Below are 24,833 nucleotides of genomic sequence, written 5' to 3' on the forward strand. Positions count from 1 at the left end.
ATGCTGCTGCAGATGCTGTTGGTGGCACATATCGCCGTGCTGGGCTACTGGCTGGGCTCGGAACTGGTTATCAACAGTACCTACCGCTATGTCTCCTACGGCAGCCACATCCCCTTCGCCGAGCGCAGCCGGTTGATGGAACACGTCATGCACGTGGACCAACATGTGCGCTATGCGCTGGTGCTGCAGGCCGGGTTGGGCTTCTCGCTGGCCGCGCTGTACGGCCTGATCCCCGGTGCCGAAACCACAGCGATGGTCGCCGGCGTGTTGTGCGTGCTGTGGCTGGCCTTTGTCGAAGCCGTGCACCGGCTGCGCCACAGCCGCATCGGCGCCACCCTGGGCGCGATTGATCGTGGCTCGCGCTATGTCTTCATGGCGTTGCTGCTCGCGCTGGCGACCGGCTTGCTTGGCGGCAGCTGGGAGATGCCGCTGTGGCTGCGCCTGAAGCTGGCGCTGTACGCAGGCGTGATGGCCTCCGGTGTCGGCATCCGCCTGGCACTGATCAGCCACTTCCGCACCTGGAAGATGATGGCCCAGGAAGGACCGAACGAAGTCACCAACGACATCATCCGCCGGACCTATGTGAAGGCAACCTCTGTTCTGGGTGTGCTGTGGCTGTTCATTGCGGCGATCGTTGTCGTCAGCGTCTTCAAGCCGACATGAGCATGACCGATCACGCCACACTGCTGGCCGATCTTCGTGCAGTACTGGGCGAAGACGCGGTACTGCGCGATGCAGCCACCCTGCGGCTGATGGCCGGTGATCTTTACAGCAGTGGACCACTGCCAGTTGCGGTCATCCGTCCCGGCGACAGCGCCGCGCTGGCACAGGCGGTCGCACGGATCACCGTTGCCGGCCTGTCGGTGGTGCCGCGCGGCGGTGGCCTGAGCTATACCGGCGGCTACCTGTGCGAAGACAACGGCAGCGTGCTGGTTGACCTGTCCGCGCTGAACCGCATCGAGCACATCAGCACCGAGGACATGTACGTGGTAGCCCAGGCCGGGGTGACCTGGAAACAGCTGCATGACGCACTCACGCCGCTGGGCCTGCGCCTGCCCTACTTCGGGACCTTCTCCGGTGCCGGTGCCAGCATCGGTGGAGGGCTCAGTCATGGGGCATTGTTCTTTGGCAGCGCGCGTTACGGCTCGGCTGCCGACAACGTGCTGGGTGTCGAGCTCGTCACCGCAGATGGCAGACTGCTGCGTACCGGGCAATGGGCCTTGAAGGTGGAGGCCGAGCCGGTCTTCCGCAATTTCGGACCGGACACTACCGGCTTGTTCATGCATGACGGCGGCGCCTTTGGCATCAAGACCCGCGCCGCCTTCCGCCTGATTCCCCTGCCGGCACACAATGGCTATGCCTCATTCGCCTTTGCCGATTTCGAGCGCGCCGCATTGGCCTTGTCGGCAATTGCACGTACAGGCATCGCCGAAGAAGCCTATGTACTGGATGCCGGTGCCGTGGCTGCCAATGTCGAACGCGATCGCAGCCTGGGCGCTGCACTGCGTGCGGTGCGCCAGGTGCTGCACACGGCTACCGGCATCGGCGGCAAATGCCGAGCCCTGCTGGGGATGGCGCGGGCCGGACGCCAGGTGGTGCCAGCCGATGCATTCACCCTGCATCTTGTGGCGGCGGGCAACAGCCAGGCTGCGGTGGCACATGACCTGGCCAGCGCACAGCGACTTGCCAGTGAGCACGGCGGTATTGCCATTGCCGCCACGGTGCCCCGCATCGCGCGTGCAGATCCTTTCCCCGGGCTCAATGCGGTACTGGGTGCCACCGGCAGTCGCTGGGCGGCGTTGAACGTGAAAGTGGCGCACTCACGCGCCAGCGCGCTGATCCGCGCGCACCAGCAGCTGATCGCAGCACAACGCGCCGCAATGGAGGCCTGCGGCGTGCGGGTGACCTACCTGTGTTCGGCACTGTGCAACTACAGCTTCAGCTTCGAAGCGGTCTTTCATTGGCAGGACAACTGGCAACCACTGCATGCCGCCAAGGTGGCGCCGGAAGTAGCGGCGAAGCTGGCCTGCGGCCCGGACAATCCCGCCGCGCGTGTGCTGGTGGCGGACCTGCGGCAACAGACCTGCAACTTGTTCGTGCAACTGGGCGGCGCCTCCAACCAGATTGGCCGCACCTATCCTTTTCTTTCAGTGATGGACGATGCGCCGAGCACACTGCTGCGCGGCATCAAGCAGCAGTTGGACCCGCAGGCAAAGATGAACCCAGGCGTTTTGGGGTTTTGACACAGAAGTTGCGGCAGGTTCCGCTTCCGGCGTCTCTTGTGAAAGAGCCGTCTTGACGCTGTATCACTCGGCACCTGTTTGCCACCGGGCTCTACGTACTGTCACCGTCAGCGCTGGCCATGGCTCAATGCCCGGAAGAGTCCGAGCTGAAATCCTCGGTGGCTTGGTGCTGTCATTCCTGACGTTCCGCATCATCCGCGTGGCCGCGCACGGCCACACCGGGAGCTGCGCATCGTCAGCATCCCGGCGATATGACTGCTTGGTGCCAACATTTTTCGGCCAGTTCATGCTGGCCTGCTGAGCCTCAGGCCGCCGGAAACCACCAGGGTGAAGCGATGCCGGTGTTGATCAGCAGCGCGCGGGCGCGCACGAAGCGGCGGATCGAGGCGGTGCCCATGCGCGAGCCACCCATGCCCGACAGCTTGAAGCTCTGCTTCTCGGCGGTCTGCACCATGCCGGTCAGGCAGGCATCGTTGATGGAGATGCCACCGGCCTGCAGCTGGCGCGCCACGCGTTGCGCGCGCTCCGGGCTCTGCGTGAACACGGCCGCGGACAAACCGAATTCGGTGGCGTTGGCGCGGGCGATGGCCTCGGCCTCGTCGGCCACTACCATCACCGGCAGCACGCTGGCAAAGCTTTCCTCGGCGACCACCGCCATGTCGTCGGTGACATCGACCAGCACCGTCGGCGGGCACCAGACGCCGCCGTGGTCGACCAGCTCGCCACCGGTCAGCGCGCGCGCGCCCTTGGCCTTGGCATCGGCCAGCTGGGCACGTACCAGTTCCACCTGCGAGGCGGCGATCACCGGCCCGATCTGGCCCTGCTTCGGGTCCGGCCAGGCCAGTTCCAGTGCGGAAGCTTCCTCCACCAGGGCGGCGATGAAGGCCTCGGCCACCGGCGCCTCCACGTAGACGCGTTCGATCGACATGCAGCTCTGGCCGCCGTTGACAAAGCTGCCCCAGGCCAGTGCACGCGCGGCATGTTCGATGTTGGCGTCGGACAGCACCAGCGCCGGGTCCTTGCCGCCCAGTTCCAGCGAGGCCGGAATGAAGCGGCGCGCACAGGCTTCCCCGACCTTGCGGCCGGTGGCGACCGAGCCGGTGAAACAGATCTGGTCGGCCGCCTCGATCACCGCCTGGCCGGTGCCGCCGGCACCGGTGACCAGCTTGAACACCTCGCCCAGGCCGGCCGTGTCCAGCGCTTCACGCAGCAGCGGCACGAAGCGCGAGGTGACCTCGCTGGGCTTGGCCAGGATCGTGCAGCCGGCGGCCAGTGCCGGCACCGCATCGATCAGGGTCAGCATCAGCGGGAAATTCCACGGGCTGATCACGCCCACCACCGCGTACGGCACCCAGGTCTGCTGGCTGTGGATGAAGGTAATGGCCTCCTCCACCGGCGCGGCATCCTCCAGGCAGGCCGGCGCCTGCTGTGCCCAGCGGCGGATCGCGCCAATGGTGCCGTCCACTTCGATCACCGATTCATGCCAACGGCCGGTATCGGCCAGCAACGCATCGAGGAACCCGTCGCGACGGGCGGCCAGCGCATCGGCCAGTGCATCCAGGCGCGTGCAGCGTTCCTCGATACTGCGTTCGGCCCAAGTCGATTGAGCCTGGCGCAAGCCCGCGCCGAGCGCGGCGACCTCGGCGGCGGCGGTGATCGGCAGCTGCCCGTCGGATTGGCCGGTGCGCGGGTTGCGCAGCGGCAGCGTGGTGGCGTCAGTCATTGCCCAGTACTCCAGCGCTCAACAGAGCTTCAAGGGTGGCTTTCTGGCGGGCGGCGAAGTCGGCCCGCTGCGGAATCTTCAAGCTGTCGCCCTGCAGCAGGGCGTTGGGCTTCAAGGCGGTGCTGGCCAGGCCGGCGTTGATCGCCGCCTGCGGCAGGCGCGAGAGGAAATTGCCCATGCCCGGGCGCAGCCGGCGGCGGCGCAGGCCGGCGATATCCAGGTCGGCATAGGCGGCCATCGACTCGCCGGTGCCGGCGGCGGACAGCACCCGGCCCTGGTCATCGACGATCTTGCTCATGCCATCGGCACTGCCCAGCGGGATGTCCACGCCGCTGATGCCGGCGGTATTGGCCGACACCACATAGGCCATGTTTTCCAGCGCGCGGGCGCGTTTGGCGATGTCCTTGGGGGTCAGCTCGGGGCTGCCGACTTCGCTGGTCGAGTGCAGGATCACCTCGGCGCCGCGCAGGCCCAGCGCGCGGGCGATTTCCGGATACAGGATTTCTTCCGAGGCGATGCAGGCCAGCCGCCCGATCGGCGTGCGCGCAACCGGAAACACGCCCTCGATGCCGTACACATCCAGATACTTGTCCCACACGTCGTGCGGGCTGGGCGCGTACAGCGAGATCAGCCGGCGGTAGCGCAGGATCTGGTTGCCGCTGTCATCCAGGATCACCGAGGACTGGAAGTACAGCCCCGGGAAGTTCGGGTCGCGCTCGTAGGCGTTGGCGCACAGGTACACGCCGTTGTCCTGGGCGATGCGGCCCAGCTGTTCGTACTCGGCACCGTCCATCGCGAAGCAGCCCTTGGCCGCCCAGCCGGGGATGGTGTCGCCCAGCGGGTAGCTGGTGGCGAAGTATTCCGGCAGCACCACCAGCTTCAGGTCGGCGCCGATGAACGCCTTGGACGCGCGGATCTGGCGGCCGATGCGGGTGATGTTGTCGGCCACCGCGGCGGCGGCGTCTTCGGGAGTGGCGCAGCTGTTGACCGCGCGGCAGGTGGTCTGCAGCGCAAGCGCGCGATAGGACTCGATCATGGGTCGTCGCCTCCGGTGGCGGTATCGGTGAGCGGATGGGTGGTCACGCCGTCGGCCAGCAGCACGCGGAAGCTGCCGGTGCCGTCGCGCAACGGTTTGAGTGCCGCATATTCGGGCGACTGCCAGAACGCCAGCGCGGCGGCGCGATCCGGCCATTGGGAAATCACGGTGCGGGCCGGGGCGTGCTCGCCCTCCAGGCTATGTTGCTCGCCGCCCATCACCAGGTAGCGGCCCACTTCGGGCGTTGCCCGAGCATAGGTGGCAAATCGCCGCGGATCGGTGATGTGGGCTTCGATGATCAGATAGGCGGACATCACGGCCTCAGCAGAAGCGCGGCGCGCGTTTTTCGAGGAAGGCGGCGGCACCTTCGACAAAGTCGCTGCTGTGGAAGGCATTGTTGAAGGCGGCATCGGCCTGCGCCACGCTGATGCCGGCATCGCCGCCGAGATAGCCGAGCACGGTCTTGATCGCCCGGCGGGCCTGTCCGGAGGTCCCCAGCAGCTGCTGCACCTGTGCCTGCGCCAGTGCCTCCAGCCCGTCTTCGGCGACCAGCTGGTTGACCAGCCCCCAGTCCAGCGCGGTGGCCGCATCCAGCAGGCGGCCTGTCATCAGCATCTCGCGGGCGCGGGCCATGCCCACGGCATTTATCAATCGGCGACTGTCATCGGCGCTGTAGACTAGGCCGAGTTTGGCCGGGGTGATGGCGAAACGGCTGCGGGCACTGGCCAGGCGCAGGTCGCAGGCCAACGCCAGACCCAGTCCGCCGCCGACACAGACACCGTCGATTACGGCCAGCGTGGTCTGTGGCAGGCGTTGCAGTTTCAGCTGGGTGCGCTGTACCTGGGCGTTGTTGGCGGCAAAGGCGTCCGGTGCGGTGAGCAGCTGCCCCAACTCGTCGATGTCGGCGCCGGCGCTGAATGCCCCGGGCACCCCGGAAACCACCACGATCTGCGCTTCACTGGCGGCGATGGCATCCAGTGCGGTTTCGATCGCGGCCCAGTGGGCGGTGGCCAGCGCGTTGCGCTTGTCCGGACGGTGGATGCCGATGCGGGCGAGCGCCCCGTCGCGGCGCCAGGAAACTACAGTGTCGTCAGTGCTCATGTTCTGCCCCATTTGTTCTATCGTTATAGCATTAAGCCAAAAAAGGGTGAAGCGACCATGTCCGAGGACACACTTGCCACACTGCTGAGTGCCAACGCGCACAAACTGCTGCGCAACGATCTGCCGACGCCGCTTTACCACCAGATGTTCAGCCTGCTGCGCGACCGCATCCTCAATGGCGAGATCCCGCGCGGGGCGCGCATACCGACCGAGTTCGACCTGGCCGACGGCTTCGGCGTCTCGCGCATCACCGCCAAGCGAGCGCTGGACGAGCTGGCCGCCGAGGGCCTGGTCGAGCGCCGCCGCGGCAAGGGCACCCACGTCATCCACCGCTCGCGGCCCAAGCCGCTGCACAGCCCGCTGACCGGGCTGCTGGAAAGCCTGGAAGTGCTGGCCGAGCATACCCGCGTGCAGTTGCTGCAGTTCCGCCGCGCGGTACCGCCGGAGCCGATCCGCGCCCTGTTCGATACCGGCCCGCGCGACCAGCTGGCCCACGCGATCCGCCTGCGCCTGCGCGGCGAAACCCCGTTCGGCCACTACAACAGCTGGACCCTCACCGACCACCAGGAGTTCAACGAGGCGCGGCTGGCCAGCACTTCGCGCTTGAAGCTGTTCCAGGCCGTCGGCATCCAGATCCGCCAGGTCGAGCAGGTGCTGTCGGCGGTCAATGCCGACGCCATCGCCGCGATGCACCTGAAGGTGGAGCCCGGCACCGCGCTGCTGGCACTGGAGCGCCGCTCCTACGACGGCGCCGGCCAGCTGGTGGACCTGTTGCAGGTGCAGTACCGCCCGGACCAGTTCACCTACCAGATGACGCTGGACGTGGACGCCAGCGGGCACGACTGATCGATCGTGCCCGCCCGGCACGATGCGTGCCCCGCGGATGACCAGGACGGCTGGACGCAATGTCCGGACATGCAGCAGGATCGGGGTGCCCCCACGCACCTTGCCACCTGTCACCGGAGTCCGCTGCATGTTGTCAGAAGTGAAACTGGTCACCCTGGGCGTCAGCGATCTGGAGCGCGCCCTGTCTTTCTACTCCCAGGCCCTGGGCTACCGCCTGCAGGCGCGTGGCGAGGTCGATCCGGCACTGGCGCCACTGTGGCGCTTCGATCCGACCCTGCGCGGGCGCTGGGCAGTCATTGCTGCCGATGACAGCGGCCTGGGCCGGATCCGCCTGCTGCAGTTCGATGCGCCCGGCCAGCGCCTGTGGCATGCCGGCAACCTGTACAACGGCAGCGGCTATTACGCACTGAACTTCCGTTGCCGCGATGCGCTGGCAACGATGCAGGCGGTCACCGCCGCCGGCGGCAGCAGCGCGCACGAACCCAGCTACTGGGAGGTCAGCGAGCAGGTCGCGGTGCGCGACTCGATCAACGACGACCCCGATGGCATCCGCCTGGACGTGTTCTCGTACGAGCGCGGCGGCGAGCTGCGTGGCGCGCTGGAGACCGAGGTCAGCGTGGTGCAGACCATCGCCATCGCCACCCGCGATGTCGCCCGCTCGGTCGCCTTCTACCAGGCACTGGGCTTTGAAACGCTGTTTGACCGGGTGCTGGATTTCCCCGAACTGCAGGCGCTGCTGGGCACCGACCGCCCGGTCAAGATCCACAACGTCAACCTGATCAAGGACGGCCATATCGTCCCGGGCCGGGTCGAGATGTTTGCCTACCTGGAAATGGAGCACCTGCCCGATGCGCCGCTGCGTGATGCGGCGGTACCGCCGAACATCGGCATCCTCTCCGCCTCGCTGCGCAGCGATGACCTGGACGCCGACGTGGCACGGGTGCTGACGCTGGGCGGGCAGCTGATTGCCCGCCAGACGCTGGACCTGCCCGGGCTGGGGCCCTGCGCGGTGGCCACGCTGTTCGGCCCGGATGGCGAGCAGCTGGAGCTGTACCAGCCGCAATAAACCCCTGCCCCTGCCCAGCATCACGCACGGGCAGGGGCAGATCGCTGAGTCTCAGCCGGCCAGGCGCTGGGCCAGCGCCGCCATGCGCTGGCGGTAGTCATCCTGCTCGGTGTAGACCAGCCGCACCGGTACCGGCAACGCGGCCACCGCCTCGGCCAGGCCGGGCACCGCCACATCGGCAAATAGCGCGTGCAGCTGGCGGCCCAGGCGCAGCAGCTCGACCACGTTGGCATGCACCTGCGCGGTCGGCGGGCCGGCGACCCGGCGGCGGGCCTCCATGCTCGGCGCCAGCCACGGCCAGAGCAGGTGACGCTCGCGCTCCCACTGCCAGGCCTCGGCCATGTGGCCACCGGCGCGGTGCACCTGCGGATCGGGCAACTGCTGCAGGAAGGTCTGGCACTCGGCCGCATCGAGCAACCACGGCCGGTGCAGCACCACCCCGCTGACCTGCGTCCCCAGCGCCGCCACCAGTGCCGGCACATAGCTGCAGGCGCCCTCGTGGGCATGGATTTCCAAAGGCTTGCCGGCGAGCAGCTGGGTGCAGATGGCCTGCAGCGCGGCCTGCATGGTGGCCGCATCGGGCAGCGCGCTGACCTCGCTGGAAGCACCGTGGCCGGGCAGCTCGACCAGCACCGTGGTGCGTGCATCGGCAGCGACCTGGTCCGGCTGCAGCGGGTGCTGCCCGGGGGCATGCACCTGCAGCACCGCCCCGCCCTCACCGGGGCACAGCCAGACGGCGATCTCGCCCACCGCGGTGGCCAGGATCCGCCGCTGCCAGCCCTCGACCTGGCGCGCCGCCAGGGTGGCCGTGCAGGCGCCCAGCACATCGGTGGTCTGCGCCAGGATCGCATCCATGCGCCGGTGCAGGCCGTCCACATCCTCGTGCTCGATCACGCAGGCCACGTTGTCCGGCAGCGCCGGCAGGCGCTCGTGGTGCGGCAGCAGCACATCGGTGATGCGGTAGACCAGCCAGGCCGGGCAACGCAGTTCGGCCACGCGCTGGCGCTGGGTATAGGCAAAGGCGGCGCCATAACCGATGCGGTAGTTGTCACCGACATCCAGGATGTCCATCGCCGCGTCATGCGTGCCTGCGGGCGTGTACGGCGGCAGCACGATCGCGCATTCGGCCGACGGGTCGCACCACGGGAAGAAGTACAGCTGCTCGCGCATGCGCGACCACAGCCAGCGCAGGTGGCCACCATCCCAGCTGGGCACGAACGGCGGCAGGTACTTGTCGGTGTAGCGCGCGCGCTCGGCATCGTTGAACAGTGCATAGCCGTCGATCACCAGCGCACTCAGCCGCTCCGGCGCGATCCAGCCCAGGTGCATGCCGATCAGGCCACCGGTGTGCATGCCGAACAGCGCGAACTTCCCGATGCCCAGCGCATCGGCAAAGGCCAGGGTGGCACGCGCAAAGCCATCGATGTCCTGCTCCCCCGGCAACGGGTCCGAATAGCCAAAACCCGGGGTATCGGGTGCGATCACCGTATAGCGGGTGGCGAAGCGCTCGATCATCGACAGCCACATCCGCGAGTTCTGTGGCGACTGGTGCAACAGGATCAACACCGGGCCGCCGCCGGCGTACCGGTAGTGCACATGCCGGTTGCCGATGCGTACGAATTGCCGCTGGATCATGCCTGCTCCTGGAGATGTGGGCGGTGGCGGAAGGTATTAGTCACGCTTTGACTATTGACATACCAATATGTCAATAAGGCAGACACCGCCAGCCCGGCATGTGACCTGCGCTGGCGGCTTCCTTCACTACGGAGAGTGCCGTGGAACACCACATGTACCTGGTTTATGCCCACCTGCTGCTGTTTGCGTACTGGCTGGCTCCGGACTGGGGCGTATATGTGACCTCGGCCTATGTCGCACGCGCAGACCTGCCGCTGGCCGAGCGCCGGCGCTTCCTGCAGGCGGCACTGCGCATCGACCTGGTGCCGCGCTCGTGCCTGATCCTGCTGCTGCCACTGGGCCTGCAGCTGGCCAGCAACCTGCAGCTGCTGGCGCTGCCGGCCGGCTCGATGGCGTGGATCTGGGCTGCCGGGATCGCCTGGCTGCTGCTGTCGTGGACGGTCTACCGCCATCCGGCCGATGCGCTGGGCCAGCGCCTGAAGCGGATCGACCATGGCATCCGCGTGGTGCTGGCGCTGGGCCTGATCGGCAGCGGCAGCTGGGCCCTGCTCACCGGCCAGGGCGTGTATGTCGGCTGGCTGGCGGCCAAGCTGGTCGGCTTCGGCCTGCTGCTGATCCTGGGCCTGGTGCTGCGCCGGATCATGGGCGGCTGGGCCAGCGGCTTTGCCCGGCTCGAAGCGGAAGGCTCGACCCCGGCCACCGAGGCGATCTTCCGCGACAGCCTGCGCCGCGCGCGGCCCATTGTCTGGGTGTTCTGGACCACCAGCGCGCTGATGGCCTTTGCCGGCCTGCTCAAACCCTTCTGAGGAAACCTGCCATGCATACAGCCAATCCCGCCAGCATCGTGCTGCCACCGCGGATGCACCTGGTCGTCGTCGGCGGCTGCGGTGGCATCGGCCATGCCATCGTCCAGGCCGCGCATGCCCAGCAGGCGCAGATCAGCGTGGTCGACCTGGCCCAGTCGCTGCAGCAGCGCCCACTGCCGGACGGCGTGCACGGCGTGGCTGCCGACATCCGCGACCCGGCCGCGGTCAGCGCCGCATTCGCGCAGGTGGCCGCGCACCACCCGCAGATCGACGGCCTGGTCAATGTCGCCGGCTACACCGGTGGCCTGCAGACCCTGGACGGGCTGGAGGCGGCAGTGTTCGAGGACATCCACCAGGGCAACCTGCGCGGCGCCCTGCACTGCTGCCAGCAGGCGCTGCCGTTGCTGCGCCAGGCGCCGCACCCGGCCATCGTCAATGTCTCCACCGGGATCGCCAGCATCGGCGCGGCCGGCTATGGCGCCTATGCCATCGCCAAGGCCGGCTTGAATGCACTCACCCGCGTGCTCGCCGCCGAGGCCGCGCCGCAGGTGCGGGTCAATGCGGTGGCACCGGGCGGGGTGGATACCGCCTTCCTGCGCGGCGGCTACGGCCGTGGCGGGCGCGAGGACGGTGCACCGCTGCGGCTGGACATCGATGCCTATGCGGCCAGGGTGCCGCTGGGCCGGATCGGCGTGGCCGCCGACATCGCCGCGCCGGTGCTGTTCCTGCTCAGCGATGCGGCCGCCTACATCAGCGGCCAGGTGCTGCACGTCAACGGCGGCGCGCTGATGCGTGACTGAAAACCCACATGTACTAATGACATGCCTTTAAAACCAATAGGTCATTGATGCACCACCCCGGTGCATCTTTTTTGCCCCAAAACAGGGAGAAACCATCAAATACCAATACAAATCATAAAGTTGCATCTGGCGCACACCTGCTGCAATGCAATGAAAATTTTGTCAATAGTCATGTTGCACGCAGCGCCGGCCGCGCCAATACTCAATTCACATATTGATATACCAATGTGACAGCCGTCCCCCGCGCAGTACCCCGGCTTTATGTTCATCCACCCCCTGTTCTGGAGCGTGTCATGAAGGAAGTTCTGTACCGCAGTGCACTGGCAACCGCCGTCCTGGTTGCCCTCGGAAATGGTAATGCCCTGGCCCATGGCAACGAAGGCACCGGGACCGAAAGCAATGACCCGCCCGTGCAGCTGGACCAGATCAGCGTGACGGCCCAGCGTCGCGAAGAGGCTGTACAGAAGACCCCGCTCAGCCTGAGCGTGATCGCCGGTCCGGAATTGGACCGTATGCAGGTGAAGCGCGTCGACGACGTCAAGTTCATGACGCCAAACGTCGTCATCGAGCAGAACACCGGTACCAGCTCGGGCGCGAAGATCATCATGCGCGGCGTCGGCGTCGAAGATTCGATGTTCACCAACGATCCCACCGTTGCGATGTACATCGACGATGTCTACATCGCCCGCCAGAACGGTGCGATGTTCGACCTGCTCGACGTCGAACGCATCGAAGTCCTTCGCGGCCCCCAGGGGACGCTCTACGGTCGCAACGCAACCGGTGGTGCGATCCGCTATATCACCCGCAAGCCAACGGGCGAGGATCGCCTGGATCTCGATCTGAACGTCGGCAACTTCGGCCGCCGCGACGCGCGGGTGATGGGCACCACCCGCCTCGGCGAAACCCTGGACGTATCTGCAGCGGTCCTGACCAGGAACCGCGACGGTTTCCTCTACGACCGCACCAACGACCGAAAGGTCAATGATCAGGACGTGCTGGCCGGGCGGCTCTCCCTCGCGTCGACCTGGGGGGAAGCCTCGTACGCGACACTGACCATCGACCGCTTGGCCGAACGGTCGACACCCGGCTGGGCAACACCAGTCGCGTTCGATGGCGACGAGGTCATTCCGCGTACCGGGAGCTTCTACGTCACAGAAACCGACATCCTCGGCTTCAGCGATCTCGACCAGTTCGGCGTGGCCCTGACCAACGAGACCGACTACGGTTCGTTCGGCCTCCGCCAGATCCTGCACTACCGCACGCTCGACCATCACGTCTACATGGACCTCGACGGCACCCGCAACCTGCTCTACCACGTCGAGCAGGACCAGAAACAGCGACAGCGCGGCTACGAGGCGCAGTTCACCTCGTACAACGAAGGCCCGTTCAACTGGGTCGCCGGGGTATTCGCTTTCCAGGAAAGCAACGACCAGCCCACGCGCGGCGATATCTTCGCCCGAGGCACGACCTACGATATCGAACAGGACACCACGGCCTATGCCATCTACGCACAGGGCAGCTACGACTTCACTGACCGTCTGGCCCTGACCCTGGGCGGCCGCTACAGCCGGGAAAACAAGGATTTCGACGTGCGCGCGGTACGCACCGATGGCTCGGTCGCCTTCACCAAGTCGATGGACAAGACCTGGAGCCGGCCCGACTGGAAGGTGCTGCTTGACTATGATTTCAGCGACAACGTGATGGGCTACGCCTCCGTGACCACCGGCTTCAAGAGCGGCGGCTTCAACGGCCGCGGAACGACCTACGAAACCATCACACCGGTCGACGAAGAAACGATGATCGCCTACGAGGTCGGCGTGAAATCCTCGCTCTGGCACAACCGGGTCCACCTCAATGCCAACTACTACCGGCTCGATTACGATGGCATCCAGCTCACTGCAGTCAATCCGCAAGGCGTCTTCGTGCTCGCCAATGCCACCGGCGCGCTGATCCAGGGCATCGAGGTCGACCTGCAGGCCCAGGTCACCCAGAAGCTGCGCGTGAACGCCAGCCTGGGCACCATCGACAGCGAGTACCAGAACTTCAGCGAGGCCAACGCCGCGACCTTCAGTGATCTCCCGATGAAGAACGCACCCGACCTGCAATGGACCCTGGGAGCCAGCTATACACAGCCGGTGGGCGACGCAGACCTGGTATTCAGCGGCAGCGCCCGCTACACCGACGACTATTTCCAGAACCAGGACGCCTCGCGCCTGATCATGACCCGGGCCAACACCGAAGTGAACGCCCGCATCGCCTATGAGCCGCGCAACGCCAACTGGTCGGTCGCTCTCTGGGGTCGCAACCTCACCGACAAGTACGCCTCTGCCGGCGGCTTCGACATCGCCGGCCTGGGCATCGGTGTGATCTACCCCAACGTGCCGCGTACCTACGGCCTCGAGTTCAAGTACCGCTTCTGGTAAGCACGGCCACATTGCCACACACATCGCTCCCGCACGGGAGCGATGTCTTTTTGAGACCACGATGGATTACCAATTGCTGTTGTTGTTGCACCTGTTGATCGCCGGCTACTGGCTGGGCGGCGACCTGGGCGTGTTCTACATCGCCGGCAAGATCGCCGACCCGGCGCAGCCGCTGCCGGTGCGCCTGTTCTCGGCCAAGGCGATGATGCTGTTGGACATGGTTCCGCGCACCTGCCTGATCATGGCACTTGGCACCGGCCTGACCGTGGCCACGCAGGCCGGCCTGCTGCCGCTGAAGGGCTGGCTGTGGCTGGTATGGCTGGGCACGCTGGCTTGGCTCGGCCTCGCTTGGGCAGCCTTCCTGAAGGAACACTCGGCTGCCGGCCTGCGCATCGCGCGTGTGGATTTCTACCTGCGCCTGCTGGTGCTGGTGGGCTGCGTGGCCGCCGGCATCGACGCGCTGGGCGACGGCGGCTATGTGCTGCAGAGCCGTTGGCTGGGTGCCAAGCTGATCCTGTTGGCCGGCATCATCAGCATGGGGCTGCTGGTACGCATCCAGCTGCGGCCGTTTGGCCCGCTGTTCGGCAAGGTGGTCACCGGCACCGCCAGCGATGCCGACCAGCAGGCGCTCAAGCAGCTGATAGCGCGGGTGAAGATCCCGGTACTGTGCATCTGGTTGATCATCCTGACCATCATGGTGCTGGGCAAACTCAAGCCGTTCTGAATCCTGCACTGTGACGTATACGACGAAGGCCCGCTTGCGCGGGCCTTCGTCGTATCAACTCTCCACCCAAGGCTCAGACCTTCAAAGTCCGGGCCTGTGCAGGGCACCCGGCAGCACTGGCTGACTTCGCAGGCGCGGGATGACGATGAAACAAGCGTGATCTTCACATGGCAGGGCTACCATCACGCCGGCACCATCGGCTTCGCGGTTTGCGCCACGCGTGCAGGCGTGAATGGCGGCTGCCGCCAGCAAGCGGCTCAGGCCACGCCGCGTACCGCCGCCGAATCCACGCCCGGCTCGCCTCCCTCGCCTGCCGTCGTCGCAAACGCCAAGCGCCGCTCATCACGGACGAAGAACGAAGCCAGCAGACCAATCGCTATCAGCACCGCGATTACGGTGAATGCCAGATGGTAGTTGCCAAAGTGATCAAACATCACCGCCGTCAGCCAGATGCCCAAGCCCGCCGAGGTGGCATCCAACAGCGAGATCGTGCCAAGGATCTTGCCCGCCGCGCTGAGCCCGAAGGCTTCGACAATCTGCAGCTGCAAGATCGCGTACAGCCCGCCCCAGCCCAAACCCATCACGATCAGGCCAGTCCACAACAGGCTGGCCTGCTGCAGCGCGATGATCACCGCACCCACCGCCATCAGCGCCACATTGCAGACAAATACCTTCTTGGACGTGGTCACATCAGCCAGAAAGCCGAACAGGAACTTGCCGGCCATGCCCAACCCGAACAGCAGGAACATGCCATCGGCCGCCTGCTTGCCGCTGAAACCCAGATCCTTCATGTTGAGGATCAGGTGCGAAGACAGCGACATGATTCCCCAGAACGTGGTCACTGCTACCAATGCCAACGCCCAGAAGGTGCGCGTGCGCAGGGCCTGGCGATAACTCAGGTCCGGCAGCAGGCTGCAGCGTCCCGGGCTGCTGGTGGCCACGGCCTGGCCCTCGCCCCAACGCCTCAGGCCCTTGCCATCGGGCGAACGCACCAGTGCCAGGCACAGCACGAACAGTGCCATCGGTATCACCGCCATCAGCAGGAAACTGCCGCGCCAGCCATGCTCGGGTAACAAGGCGACGATGATCTTCGGCACCAGCATGCCGCCCAGGCTGCTGCCCACCAGCGCGATGCCCAGCGCGGTACCACGGCGGGTCTGGAACCACTGCGAGACCATGATCACCGCAACGCTCAGGCCGCTGCTCACGACCACCGCGGCAAAGCCAACATGGATCAGGTAGACATGGGCGATGGAGTGCACCTGCGAGTAGGCCGCGTACAGAACCGCCAGCAGCACACTGCCGAACAAGGCCAGGCTGCGTACCCCGACGCGATCGATCAGGGCGCCGACGAACGGCGACATCAGCGCAGCCAGCAGCAGGTTGAACATGTCGCGGAACTTTAGCTGGCCTCGGCTCCAGCCGAACTCTTCCAGCAGCGAGGGATCGAAGGCGGTGATCCCGGTCATGGTCATGCCATTGGAAATCGCCAGCATCAGCATGGCCACGATGCAGATCAGCCACGGGTAGAAACGTTTCATCGGCACACCTGTTGCGAAAGGGTGAACGGGAACGCATGCCACTACAACAATGTCCGGACAAAGAATGGCACAGAGCGGATGCCGGATGTAGCCCACAGCGATGATTGCAGTGCCGGTCAAATATAGATATATAGATATAACATTAAGATCAAAGGTCTGGCCGACACCATCGTGAATCCGTTCACCACCCAATCCCTGGAGGGCATCCTCCGCCGCGACGTGCACACGCCGCTCTATCACCAGCTGCAGGGCTTCCTGCGCGGACTGATCGAGCGCGGCGAGGTCGCCGATGGCGAGCAGCTGCCGCGTGAGGAGGAGCTGGCCCGGCGCCTGCGCATCTCGCGGGTGACGGTGCGTCAGGCCCTGCAGATCCTGGCCGACGACGGCCTGCTGGTGCGCCAGCGGGGCCGCGGCACCCGCGTGGTCGGTGGCAAGGGACGCAGTTCGGCGATCCCGATGCCGCTGAAGACGCCGCTGGGCGAGCTGATCCACAGCCTCGACACGCTGGCCGGCAATACCCAGGTGCGCCTGCTCGGCTGGGAGCGTGTTGTGCCGCCGGAACCGGTCCGCGTGCAGTTCGGCAGCGGCCCGGACGAGCCGCTGGTGCGCTGCGTGCGCGTGCGTTCGCGTCATGGCCATCCGTTCGGCTACTACGCCAGCTGGACCCGCACTGCGCATCCGGACTTCAACGCCGAGAACCTGGCCTATGGCTCGCGGATCGCGCTGTTCCGCCGCTGCGGCATCCGCTTCGTCCAGGTCCGGCAGACCGTGTCGGCGTTGCGGGTGGGCGCGCTGACCGCGCTGCACCTGCAGATGTCACCCGGACAGGCGGTGATGACGCTGGAACGCCGCTCCTACGGCGATGAGCAGCAACTGCTGGACCTGCTGGAAATCCAGTACCGCCCCGACCAGCTGCGCTACCAGATGCGCCTGGACTATGAAGCCAACCCGGAGACTTCTGTTTGAGCGCAACACTTGCCGAAAAGATCCTCGCCCGCGCCTGCGGACGTGAAGCCGTGCGCGCCGGTGAGATCCTCACCGCGAAACTCGACCTGCTGATGATGCATGACTCCGGTGGGCCGCGGCGGGTGGCGTCACGGCTGGAAAAGCTCGGCGCCAGGGTGTGGGATCCGGACAAGGTGGTGGTGGTCTCGGACCACTTCGTGCCCGCGGTGGATATGGAAAGCGCGGACATCCTGGCGCTCACCCGCCGCTGGGCGCAGGCCCATGGCATCACCCATTACGACATGCTCGGCATCTGCCACGTGGTGCTGCAGGAACACGGCCACGTGCAGCCGGGCATGTTCTGCGTCGGTGGTGATTCGCACTCGCCCAGCGGTGGCGCGTTCGGCGCGTTCATGGTCGGCATGGGCGCCACCGACATCACCGGCGCACTGGTCACCGGCGAAGTCTGGCTGCGCGTGCCGCAGACCACCCGCGTGCAGCTGGACGGCACCCTCGCCACCGGCGTCAGCGCCAAGGACGTGATGTTGATGCTGTGCGCCGCGCACGGCATGGGCAACGAAGGCCAGGTGTTCGAGTACGGCGGCAGCGCGGTGCAGGCCATGCCGATGCACGAGCGCCTGACCCTGTGCAACATGGCTGCCGAACTGGGCGCGGAAACCGGCATCGTCGAGCCGGATGCGACAACGCTGGCGGCACTGGAGGCGGCCGGCAAGCCGTTCCACGGCGATCTGGCGCACTGGCGCAGCGATACCGACGCCCGTTACCTGCATCACTACCGCTACGACGCCGCGCACATCGCGCCGCACGTGGCCGCCCCGCACAGCCCGGCCAACAGCCGGCCGGTCGATGAGCACGGCAAGGTCCACATCGATCAGGCCTATATCGGCGCCTGCACCGGCGCCAAGCTGACCGACCTGCGCATGGCCGCCGAAGTGCTCAAGGGCCGCAAGGTCGCCAAGGGCACGCGCCTGCTGATCGCCCCGGCCTCGGTGGCGATGACCGCGCAGGCCGCCGCCGAAGGCACGCTGGCCACGCTGACCGAGGCCGGTGCCATCCTGCTGCCGTCTGGCTGCGGCGCCTGCGCCGGCATGGGCGCGGGCATGCTCAGCAGCGGCGAGGTGTGCATGTCCACCACGGCGCGCAACTTCAAGGGCCGCATGGGCTCGGCCGAGGCGCAGGTCTATCTCGGCTCGCCGTACTCGGTGGCCGCCGCGGCGGTGAAGGGCGAAATCTGCGATCCGCGCGAACTGCTGGGAGAAAGCGCATGAATGTCCGTGGCAAGGCCTTCGTCTTCGGCGACCGCATCGATACCGATGTGCTCGCGCCCGGCCCGTACATGCGCGAACCGCTGTCCGTGCTGGCCAGCCACTGCCTGGAAGCGGTCGACCCGGACTTCGCCGGGGAAGTGCAGCGCGGTGATATTGTCGTCGGCGGCGAATCGTTCGGCATCGGCTCCTCGCGCGAGCAGGCGGTGCAGGCGCTGGCCGAACTGGGCGTCGGCGCCATCGTCGCGCGCTCGTTCGCGCGCATCTTCTACCGCAACGCGCTCAACCTCGGCGTACCGGCGCTGGTCTGTACGGATCTGGAAGTGTCGCGCGGCGATGCGCTGGAAGTGCGACCGGTCGAAGGCCGCATCCTCAACCACACCACCGGCCGCGAATTTTCCTGCGAGAAGATTCCCGCCGAGCTGATGGACATCGTCGCCGGCGGCGGGTTGATGCCATGGCTGGAACGCAAACTCGCCACGGAAAGACGCACATGAAATCCGGAATCCTCCACGCCACCCTGATCGCCCCGCAGCTGCCGCCGGTGGTCGAGGCCTATGCCGCGCAGCTGTCGATGCGCGAACACGCCCGCAGCAGTCTCGCTGCCGACGATGCCGCCGCGCTGGACCTGCCCGAGCTGGCCGGTGCCCCATTCGTGTGGCTGGCCAACAGCCTCGGCGAACCGGTGCTGCGCGTCATCGAGGATCCGCAGGCGGTGATCGGCGAACCGATGTTCCGCCACGGCTGGCTGTCGCTGGAAGTGCTGGTCGGCGATGTCGACGCGCTGGCCGCCGGCCTGCAACCGCCGTTCACCGTGCTCGGCCCCGCCGCCAACCTCGAACTCAGCGACGCCATCCGCGCCGCGCAGGTGCTCGGTCCCTGCGGCGAGCTGCTCTACCTCACCCAGATCAAAGCACCGGTACCGCCGTTCGACCTGCCGATGACCGACACCACCGTCGCGGCCACCTTCATCGGGGTGATGACCACACCCGATCGCGACGCCTCGCAACGCGCCTGGTCGGCATTGCTCGGCGCCCCGGGCTGGGCCTTCGACACCAAGATCACCGTGCTCAACCGCGCCTATGGCCGGCCGCTGGAAGGGCGCTACCCGGTGGCGGTGGTGCCGATGCCCGGGCAGTGCATGGTCGAGATCGACCAGGTGGAACTGCCAGCTGCCCCCACCCGGCGCGCGGCCGGCACCCACAGCCTGTGCCTGCGCCTGCCGGCGGTGGACGACTCCGTCCTGCGTGCGGCCGGCTGGCAGCTGGCCGCCATCGGCAATCGCCGCAGCCTGCGCGGCCCGGCCGGCGAGCATGTGGAACTGCTCGGCGCGTAGCCACCGGTTGCCCGCGGTCCGCTATCACCCGGACCGCGGGCCGTTCGCGCTCAGCCGCCCAGCGTGGCGGTGTCGATGACGAAGCGGTATTTCACATCGCCCTTGAGCATGCGCTCGTAGGCGTCGTTGATGCCGTCGGCGCGGATCAGCTCGATGTCGGCCACCACGCCGTGTTCGGCACAGAAATCCAGCATTTCCTGGGTTTCCGGAATACCGCCGATCAGCGAGCCGGCCAGCGTCCGGCGCTTCATGATCAGGTTGAACACCGCCGGTGACGGATGCGGCGTGGCCGGTGCACCGACCAGCACCATCGCCCCATCGCGCTTGAGCAGCTGCAGGAACGCATCCAGGTTGTGCGGCGCCGCCACGGTGTTGAGGATCAGTTCGAAACTGGTGCCATGGGCCGCCATTTCCCCGGCGTTGCGGGATACCACCACCTCGTCGGCCCCCAGCGCCAGCGCCGCCTCACGCTTGGAATCGGAGGTGGTGAAGGCCACCACGTGCGCGCCCAGCGCATGCGCCAGCTTCACCGCCATGTGCCCCAGTCCGCCGATGCCGACCACGCCCACCTTCTTGCCCGGGCCGGCCTTCCAGTGCCGCAGCGGCGACCAGGTGGTGACACCGGCACACAGCAGCGGCGCCACTGCGGCCAGCTGCGCCTCGTCGTGGCGTACCCGCAGCACGTAACGCTGGTCGACCACGATCTGTTGCGAATAGCCGCCCAGCGTGTGGCCGGGTGCATCGGCGGTCGGCCCGTTGTAGGTACCGACCATGCCGTCGCAGTAGTTCTCCAGCCCGTCATCGCACTCGGCGCACTGGCGGCAGCTGTCGACGATGCAGCCGACCCCGACCAGATCACCCGGCTGGAAGCCGCTGACCTCGGCCCCGACCGCCGCCACCTTGCCGACGATCTCGTGCCCGGGCACGCACGGAAACCGGGTACCGGCCCATTCGGCACGGACCTGGTGCAGGTCGGAATGGCACACGCCGCAATAGGCGATGGCGATCTGCACATCGCGCGGGCCGGGCGTGCGGCGCTGGATCTGCATCGCCACCAGCGGCTGGTCGCCGGCATGGGCGCCGTAGGCATGGACAGTCATGGGAGGGTTCCTCGACGGATGGGATCGTCCCATTGTCCCGCACCGCCGTGGCCTGCGCGCAACCGCCCCGCATTTCGGCGCAATTGACCCTCGTCACAGGGCCGCCAAATAGCAAGCCGGGAAGTTCCCGCGAGCCACCTCTAATTCATGTACTGGTCAGTTTGATATTCAGGGCAGGTTGCATCGGCTAACGGATAATTCACATCAGTCGACCGGCAGACGATTCGTGCCAGGCCGATCAAACCAATAAAAAGGATCACTGTTATGAAGACCTCCCTGATCACCCTGGGCCTGCTGGCCGCCCTGCCGTTCGCCGCCTCGGCCACCGACGGCCTGTCCTACAACTACGTGGAAGGTGGTTACGTGAACACCGACGCCAAGGGTGGCGATGCCGATGGCTGGGCACTGAAGGGCTCGGTGGCCGTGCATCCGAACTTCCATGTCTTCGCCGACTACAGCGCGCAGGAAACCGACAAGCACAAGGTCGACGTCGACCAGTGGCGCTTGGGCGTGGGCTACAACTACGGCATCGCCCCGAACACCGACCTGGTGGCCCGTCTGGCCTACCAGAAGTTTGACCCGCAGTACGGCGGCGACTTCAACGGCTACAGCACCGAAGTCGGCGTGCGCACCGCGTTCACTCCGATGGTCGAAGGCTACGCGCTGGCCGGCTATGAGGATTACAGCAAGAAGCACGGCATCAACCCGGACGGCGAGTTCTACGGCCGTGTCGGCGCCACCGCCAAGTTCACCCCGAACTGGGGCCTGAGCGGCGAAGTGAAGCTGGCCAAGGCCGGTGACCGCGAGTGGTTCGTCGGTCCGCGCTTCACCTGGTAAGCAATCGCAACACCGTTTCAAAGGCGCGTGCTCTCTCTCCCCCGCGCCCCGGAGCCCGGTCTTACGACCGGGCTTTTTTCTTGTCCGGGCCCCAGCCTCCCCGATTTGCGGTCATCCGCTCCGATCGGGCACCCGTACTTTTGAGGTGTCGGCGGCATCCAAGGCTGGCGGGCAGTCCCGCCGCACTGCACGGGCGCATCCTGCCGGGCGGAATCATGCATGAAAAAGCCCGGCATCGCCGGGCTTTTTCTTGGAACGTCTTCGATAGTTACTTGAACAGCGTGTCGGGATATTCCGGCTTCTGCTCACGCGCCAGCAGCTGCTGCAGGCCATCACGCGGGCTCAGCTCGCCATGCAATACCGACTGCACCGCCTTGGAGATCGGCAGATCGATGCCGTGGCGGTCGGCCTGGCGCATGACTTCATCGGCGGTCTGCACCGATTCCACCACCTGGCCGATTTCCTTCACTGCGTCCTGCAGACTCTGGCCCCGACCCAGCGCCAGACCCAGCCGCCGGTTGCGCGACAGATCACCGGTGCTGGTCAGCACCAGATCGCCGAGACCGGCCAGGCCCATCAGGGTCTCGGGTTTCCCGCCGATCGCCGCGGCCAGCCGCAGCATCTCGTTGAGGCCGCGGGTGATCAGGCCGGCACGGGCGTTCAAACCCAGCTGCATGCCATCGGCCACGCCAGTGGCCACCGCCAGCACGTTCTTCATCGCCCCGCCCAGTTCGGCGCCGACCATGTCGTCACCGGTATAGGCACGGAACGCCGGGCCGTGCATGGCATCGGCCACCTGCTGGGAAAACGCCTCGTCATCACCGTGCACGGTGATCGCGGTGGGCAGGCCCAGGGTCACTTCCTTGGCGAAGGACGGGCCGGTGACCACCGCCAGCGGCACGTCCGGGCCCAGCACCTCGCGTGCGACCTCGTGCAGGAAACGGCCCGAGCCGGGCTGGAAGCCCTTGGTCGCCCAGGCCACGCCGGTCCCGGCCGGCCGCAACGGCGCCAACGCGCGTACGGTTTCGGCGAAGGCATGCGAGGGCACCACCACCAGGATCCACGACGCACCGTCAACGGTGGCCGCCAGATCGGTGCTGGCACGCAGGGATTCGGGCAAGGGAATCCCCGGCAGGTACCGGGGATTCTCATGACGCTGGTCGATCGCCTCGATGACAGCGGCGTCACGTCCCCACAGCACGGTCGGGTGACCGTGCCGGGCCAGCAGGGTGGCCAGCGCGGTGCCCCAGGAGCCCGCGCCGAGGACGGCGATCTTGTTCGCGTCGGTCGTACTCATACGCTACTGCGGACGCCGATCAGGCGTTGCCGGCCGGCTCGGAATCGGCCAGCGAGGCGCCTTCGGCCTGCTGCTGACGCTGGCGCAGGGTTTCGGCATACAGGCCTTCGAAGTTGATCGGCTGCAGGTAGAACGGCGGGAAGCCGCCGGCCTGGATCAGGTCCGACACCATCGAGCGCACGTACGGGAACAGGATGTTCGGGCACTGGGTGCCGAGCAGCACGTCGATCGCCTGCGGCTCCAGGCCCATCAGGCCGAACACGCCGGCCTGCTCCACTTCGGCCACATAGGCGGTCTTGTCGCCGGCCTTGCAGGTCAGGGTCACGCCCAGCACCACCTCGAACGCGGTGTCGGACAGGCGCTGCACCTTCTGGTTCAGGTTCAGCTGCAGGTCCGGCTGCACGTTCTCGTTGAAGATGGTCGGCGAGTTCGGGGATTCGAAAGAAACGTCCTTGACGTAGATCTTCTCGATGGTGAACGCCGGGCCATTGTTGGCTTCAGCCGGGACGACGCCGTTGCTGTTCTCTTCGGACATTTCTCAAGACTCCAGAACTGTTTGTTCGATAAATGGGATTGATACCAGACCAGCGATGGGGGCGCTCGCCCCCGTGCACAAGGCCTTGACGCGAAATCGACGGCTCAGCCGCGGCCCTTGACCAGCGGCAGATCGGCCGCCTGCCACGCCGGGATGCCACCGTCGAGCACGAAAACCTGCTCGTAGCCGGCCTTTTTCAGCGTTTTGGCGACGCTGCCTGCGGTATTGCCGGTGCGGCACACCAGCACCACCGGGGTCTGTTGGGCCGAGGCCAGCAGCTTGTGTGCGGGCGTCACCTGCGAGGCCTGCACATTGCGGCTGCCGGTGATGTGGCCCTTCTCGAAGTCGCTGCTGGTGGACAGGTCGATCACCACCGCATCACCGGCGTTGATCATGCGGGTCAGCTCGGCCGGCTTGAGCGACTTGTAACCGCGGAACAGGCGCGCGATCTCGGTGGCGATGATGGCCACGGTCAGGCCGACCAGGGCCAGCGACAGCATCGGATTTCGGCCGGCGAAGGCCAGCAACTCTTCGTAGTTCACTCAGGTCACAGGTCGTTTAAGCGGGCGGGGATTGTCGCATATGCCGGTCACGCGGCGCTGGCCGCGCTACTGGCCCTGCCACAGGTCCGGCAGGCCTTCGACCTGCCACCAGCGCTTGGCCTGCGGGTCCCAGCGCCAGCGCTCGGTCAGGGTGAGGGTGCGCTCGGCCTGGGTGTTGCGATTGACCACGCCCATTTCCACCCGCCGCTCGATGCTGCCATCGGCGGCCATGCTGCTGCCGCGCTCGCGGTAGCTGGACACCTGCAGCTGCCGGTAGCGTTCGCGCTGCAGGTCGCTGAGCGGATGGGCGGCCAGATATGCCGGATCGATGAAGCCCTCGGCCGCTTCGAAATCACTCCAGCGGATCGCCGCCACGTAGGCATCCTGGGTCGGCAGCAGCTTGGCGCGCTGGCTGCGGCTGGGGCCGTCGCCGGCCTGGGCGCTGGCGGCAACCAACAGCAACAGCATCAATGTGGACTGCAGGAGTCGTCGGTACATGGGATTCCCTCGCTGGAGGCCCATCCTAGCCTTTGCCGAGCGCGACGTAGCGCCCTTCCAGCTCCGCCGCACCGCCCTCCATCTGTACGCTCACCGTGGTCCGTGCACGTCCACGCTTGCCGAACTGCGCCAGGAACGTGTCCCAGTCCTGCTCCGGCGCCAGCCGTGCGGCGGCCAGCAGGTCGCCATAGACCGGCGCGCGGTAACGGATGCTGCTGTCGGCGACATAGACCTCGGCCTCGTACCCGGCCAACGCCAATCGCAGGCTGACCAGCGCCCAGCCCGCCAGCGTCATCACCGAGGCCAGGCTGCCACCGAAGGCGTTGCCCTTGTCGTTGACGTTGGCCGGCAACGGCGCCTGCATGCGCAGCACGCCGTTGTCGTAACCGGCGATACGGATGCCCATCGCCGCCACCGGCGGCATCGCGTCGAGGGTGGACTGCAGCCGGGCCAGCAGCAGGGAACTGTCGGAAGATTCAGGCATGACGATCATCGTGGAGCGGATAGCGCCCG

At 66.6% G+C, this 24,833-nt stretch carries 25 protein-coding genes; 13 read left to right on the forward strand and 12 right to left on the reverse strand.

From position 1 onward, the window contains the following. Both ACSBPQ_RS14875 and ACSBPQ_RS14880 read left to right on the forward strand, forming a co-directional pair. The gene (locus tag ACSBPQ_RS14875) at positions 1 to 663 is read left to right on the forward strand and encodes a hypothetical protein (protein ID WP_442682851.1); all 663 of its coding nucleotides are present in this window, start codon (positions 1 to 3) and stop codon (positions 661 to 663) included. After that, entirely contained in the window at positions 660 to 2,243 is a 1,584-nt protein-coding gene (locus ACSBPQ_RS14880) for an FAD-binding oxidoreductase (RefSeq protein WP_442682852.1), read from the forward strand. Before ACSBPQ_RS14875 ends, ACSBPQ_RS14880 begins: the two co-directional genes overlap by 4 nt. A gap of 304 nt (positions 2,244 to 2,547) precedes the next feature. On the opposite strand, the gene ACSBPQ_RS14885 is transcribed toward ACSBPQ_RS14880, so the two are convergent. From ACSBPQ_RS14885 to ACSBPQ_RS14900, 4 genes are read right to left on the reverse strand one after another with little or no spacing between them, the layout of a single operon-like run. Continuing rightward, a complete protein-coding gene (locus ACSBPQ_RS14885) occupies positions 2,548 to 3,966 on the reverse strand; it encodes an aldehyde dehydrogenase family protein (protein WP_442682853.1) in 1,419 nt (472 codons plus the stop codon). Next, a complete protein-coding gene (locus ACSBPQ_RS14890; RefSeq protein ID WP_442682854.1) occupies positions 3,959 to 5,002 on the reverse strand; it encodes a nitrilase-related carbon-nitrogen hydrolase in 1,044 nt (347 codons plus the stop codon). The genes ACSBPQ_RS14885 and ACSBPQ_RS14890 overlap by 8 nt, the downstream gene beginning before the upstream one ends. Beyond that, complete coding sequence (locus tag ACSBPQ_RS14895) at positions 4,999 to 5,316, reverse strand: DUF1330 domain-containing protein (RefSeq protein ID WP_442682855.1); 318 nt, start codon at positions 5,314 to 5,316, stop codon at positions 4,999 to 5,001. Before ACSBPQ_RS14895 ends, ACSBPQ_RS14890 begins: the two co-directional genes overlap by 4 nt. A 7-nt stretch (positions 5,317 to 5,323) precedes the next feature. Then, entirely contained in the window at positions 5,324 to 6,103 is a 780-nt protein-coding gene (locus ACSBPQ_RS14900) for an enoyl-CoA hydratase/isomerase family protein (protein ID WP_442682856.1), read from the reverse strand. Between the two features lie 57 nt (positions 6,104 to 6,160). Here ACSBPQ_RS14900 and ACSBPQ_RS14905 point away from each other — a divergent pair, with 57 nt between their 5' ends. Together ACSBPQ_RS14905 and ACSBPQ_RS14910 are read left to right on the forward strand one after the other, a co-directional pair. Further along, positions 6,161 to 6,949, forward strand: a complete 789-nt coding sequence (locus ACSBPQ_RS14905) for a GntR family transcriptional regulator (RefSeq protein ID WP_442682857.1) — start codon at positions 6,161 to 6,163, stop codon at positions 6,947 to 6,949. Positions 6,950 to 7,076: 127 nt separating this feature from the next. Then, positions 7,077 to 8,015: a VOC family protein gene (locus ACSBPQ_RS14910; protein ID WP_442682858.1), complete on the forward strand. Its 939-nt coding sequence runs from the start codon at positions 7,077 to 7,079 to the stop codon at positions 8,013 to 8,015. A 51-nt stretch (positions 8,016 to 8,066) separates the two neighbouring features. Here the strand turns inward: ACSBPQ_RS14910 and ACSBPQ_RS14915 are convergent, their stop codons facing one another. Beyond that, a complete protein-coding gene (locus ACSBPQ_RS14915) occupies positions 8,067 to 9,650 on the reverse strand; it encodes an alpha/beta fold hydrolase (RefSeq protein WP_442682859.1) in 1,584 nt (527 codons plus the stop codon). A 152-nt stretch (positions 9,651 to 9,802) separates the two neighbouring features. Here ACSBPQ_RS14915 and ACSBPQ_RS14920 point away from each other — a divergent pair, with 152 nt between their 5' ends. The 4 genes from ACSBPQ_RS14920 (at position 9,803) to ACSBPQ_RS14935 (ending at position 14,403) form a co-directional block, all read left to right on the forward strand. Next, positions 9,803 to 10,456 (forward strand): hypothetical protein, encoded by a 654-nt coding sequence (locus ACSBPQ_RS14920; RefSeq protein ID WP_442682860.1) that lies wholly within the window; start codon positions 9,803 to 9,805, stop codon positions 10,454 to 10,456. Positions 10,457 to 10,467: 11 nt separating this feature from the next. Continuing rightward, complete coding sequence (locus tag ACSBPQ_RS14925; RefSeq protein ID WP_057665132.1) at positions 10,468 to 11,256, forward strand: SDR family NAD(P)-dependent oxidoreductase; 789 nt, start codon at positions 10,468 to 10,470, stop codon at positions 11,254 to 11,256. Positions 11,257 to 11,549: 293 nt separating this feature from the next. After that, positions 11,550 to 13,679 (forward strand): TonB-dependent receptor, encoded by a 2,130-nt coding sequence (locus ACSBPQ_RS14930; protein WP_442682861.1) that lies wholly within the window; start codon positions 11,550 to 11,552, stop codon positions 13,677 to 13,679. A gap of 61 nt (positions 13,680 to 13,740) precedes the next feature. Then, the gene (locus ACSBPQ_RS14935; protein WP_442682862.1) at positions 13,741 to 14,403 is read left to right on the forward strand and encodes a hypothetical protein; all 663 of its coding nucleotides are present in this window, start codon (positions 13,741 to 13,743) and stop codon (positions 14,401 to 14,403) included. Positions 14,404 to 14,660: 257 nt separating this feature from the next. Here the strand turns inward: ACSBPQ_RS14935 and ACSBPQ_RS14940 are convergent, their stop codons facing one another. Then, complete coding sequence (locus ACSBPQ_RS14940) at positions 14,661 to 15,944, reverse strand: MFS transporter (protein WP_442682863.1); 1,284 nt, start codon at positions 15,942 to 15,944, stop codon at positions 14,661 to 14,663. A gap of 171 nt (positions 15,945 to 16,115) precedes the next feature. On the opposite strand from ACSBPQ_RS14940, the gene ACSBPQ_RS14945 reads away from it, so the two are divergent. From ACSBPQ_RS14945 to ACSBPQ_RS14960, 4 genes are read left to right on the forward strand one after another with little or no spacing between them, the layout of a single operon-like run. Next, positions 16,116 to 16,910 carry a GntR family transcriptional regulator gene (locus ACSBPQ_RS14945; RefSeq protein WP_442682864.1) on the forward strand — a complete coding sequence of 265 codons (795 nt, stop codon included), beginning with the start codon at positions 16,116 to 16,118 and terminating at the stop codon, positions 16,908 to 16,910. Beyond that, positions 16,907 to 18,178 (forward strand): 3-isopropylmalate dehydratase large subunit, encoded by a 1,272-nt coding sequence (locus tag ACSBPQ_RS14950; protein ID WP_442682865.1) that lies wholly within the window; start codon positions 16,907 to 16,909, stop codon positions 18,176 to 18,178. Before ACSBPQ_RS14945 ends, ACSBPQ_RS14950 begins: the two co-directional genes overlap by 4 nt. Continuing rightward, complete coding sequence (locus tag ACSBPQ_RS14955) at positions 18,175 to 18,672, forward strand: LeuD/DmdB family oxidoreductase small subunit (protein ID WP_442682866.1); 498 nt, start codon at positions 18,175 to 18,177, stop codon at positions 18,670 to 18,672. The genes ACSBPQ_RS14950 and ACSBPQ_RS14955 overlap by 4 nt, the downstream gene beginning before the upstream one ends. Then, positions 18,669 to 19,511: a hypothetical protein gene (locus tag ACSBPQ_RS14960; RefSeq protein WP_442682867.1), complete on the forward strand. Its 843-nt coding sequence runs from the start codon at positions 18,669 to 18,671 to the stop codon at positions 19,509 to 19,511. Before ACSBPQ_RS14955 ends, ACSBPQ_RS14960 begins: the two co-directional genes overlap by 4 nt. Before the next feature lie 50 nt (positions 19,512 to 19,561). Here ACSBPQ_RS14960 and ACSBPQ_RS14965 read toward each other — a convergent pair whose 3' ends face one another. After that, entirely contained in the window at positions 19,562 to 20,611 is a 1,050-nt protein-coding gene (locus tag ACSBPQ_RS14965; RefSeq protein ID WP_442682868.1) for an NAD(P)-dependent alcohol dehydrogenase, read from the reverse strand. 264 nt (positions 20,612 to 20,875) lie between these two features. Here ACSBPQ_RS14965 and ACSBPQ_RS14970 point away from each other — a divergent pair, with 264 nt between their 5' ends. Beyond that, positions 20,876 to 21,448, forward strand: coding sequence for an OmpO family porin (locus tag ACSBPQ_RS14970; protein ID WP_442682869.1), 573 nt, complete (start codon positions 20,876 to 20,878; stop codon positions 21,446 to 21,448). 268 nt (positions 21,449 to 21,716) lie between these two features. Here ACSBPQ_RS14970 and ACSBPQ_RS14975 read toward each other — a convergent pair whose 3' ends face one another. The 5 genes from ACSBPQ_RS14975 to ACSBPQ_RS14995 all read right to left on the reverse strand — a co-directional run bounded on the left by ACSBPQ_RS14975 (position 21,717) and on the right by ACSBPQ_RS14995 (position 24,804). Further along, a complete protein-coding gene (locus ACSBPQ_RS14975; RefSeq protein WP_442682870.1) occupies positions 21,717 to 22,745 on the reverse strand; it encodes an NAD(P)H-dependent glycerol-3-phosphate dehydrogenase in 1,029 nt (342 codons plus the stop codon). A gap of 19 nt (positions 22,746 to 22,764) precedes the next feature. After that, positions 22,765 to 23,280: a protein-export chaperone SecB gene (gene secB / locus ACSBPQ_RS14980; protein ID WP_442682871.1), complete on the reverse strand. Its 516-nt coding sequence runs from the start codon at positions 23,278 to 23,280 to the stop codon at positions 22,765 to 22,767. Between the two features lie 104 nt (positions 23,281 to 23,384). Continuing rightward, the gene (locus ACSBPQ_RS14985) at positions 23,385 to 23,822 is read right to left on the reverse strand and encodes a rhodanese-like domain-containing protein (protein WP_442682872.1); all 438 of its coding nucleotides are present in this window, start codon (positions 23,820 to 23,822) and stop codon (positions 23,385 to 23,387) included. A 66-nt stretch (positions 23,823 to 23,888) separates the two neighbouring features. Continuing rightward, entirely contained in the window at positions 23,889 to 24,320 is a 432-nt protein-coding gene (locus tag ACSBPQ_RS14990; protein ID WP_442682873.1) for a hypothetical protein, read from the reverse strand. A 25-nt stretch (positions 24,321 to 24,345) separates the two neighbouring features. Further along, a complete protein-coding gene (locus ACSBPQ_RS14995) occupies positions 24,346 to 24,804 on the reverse strand; it encodes a YiiD C-terminal domain-containing protein (RefSeq protein ID WP_442682874.1) in 459 nt (152 codons plus the stop codon). Between the last annotated feature and the right edge of the window lie 29 nt (positions 24,805 to 24,833).

This window comes from Stenotrophomonas sp. JC08, assembly GCF_052180205.1.
Classification (GTDB): Bacteria; Pseudomonadota; Gammaproteobacteria; order Xanthomonadales; family Xanthomonadaceae; genus Stenotrophomonas.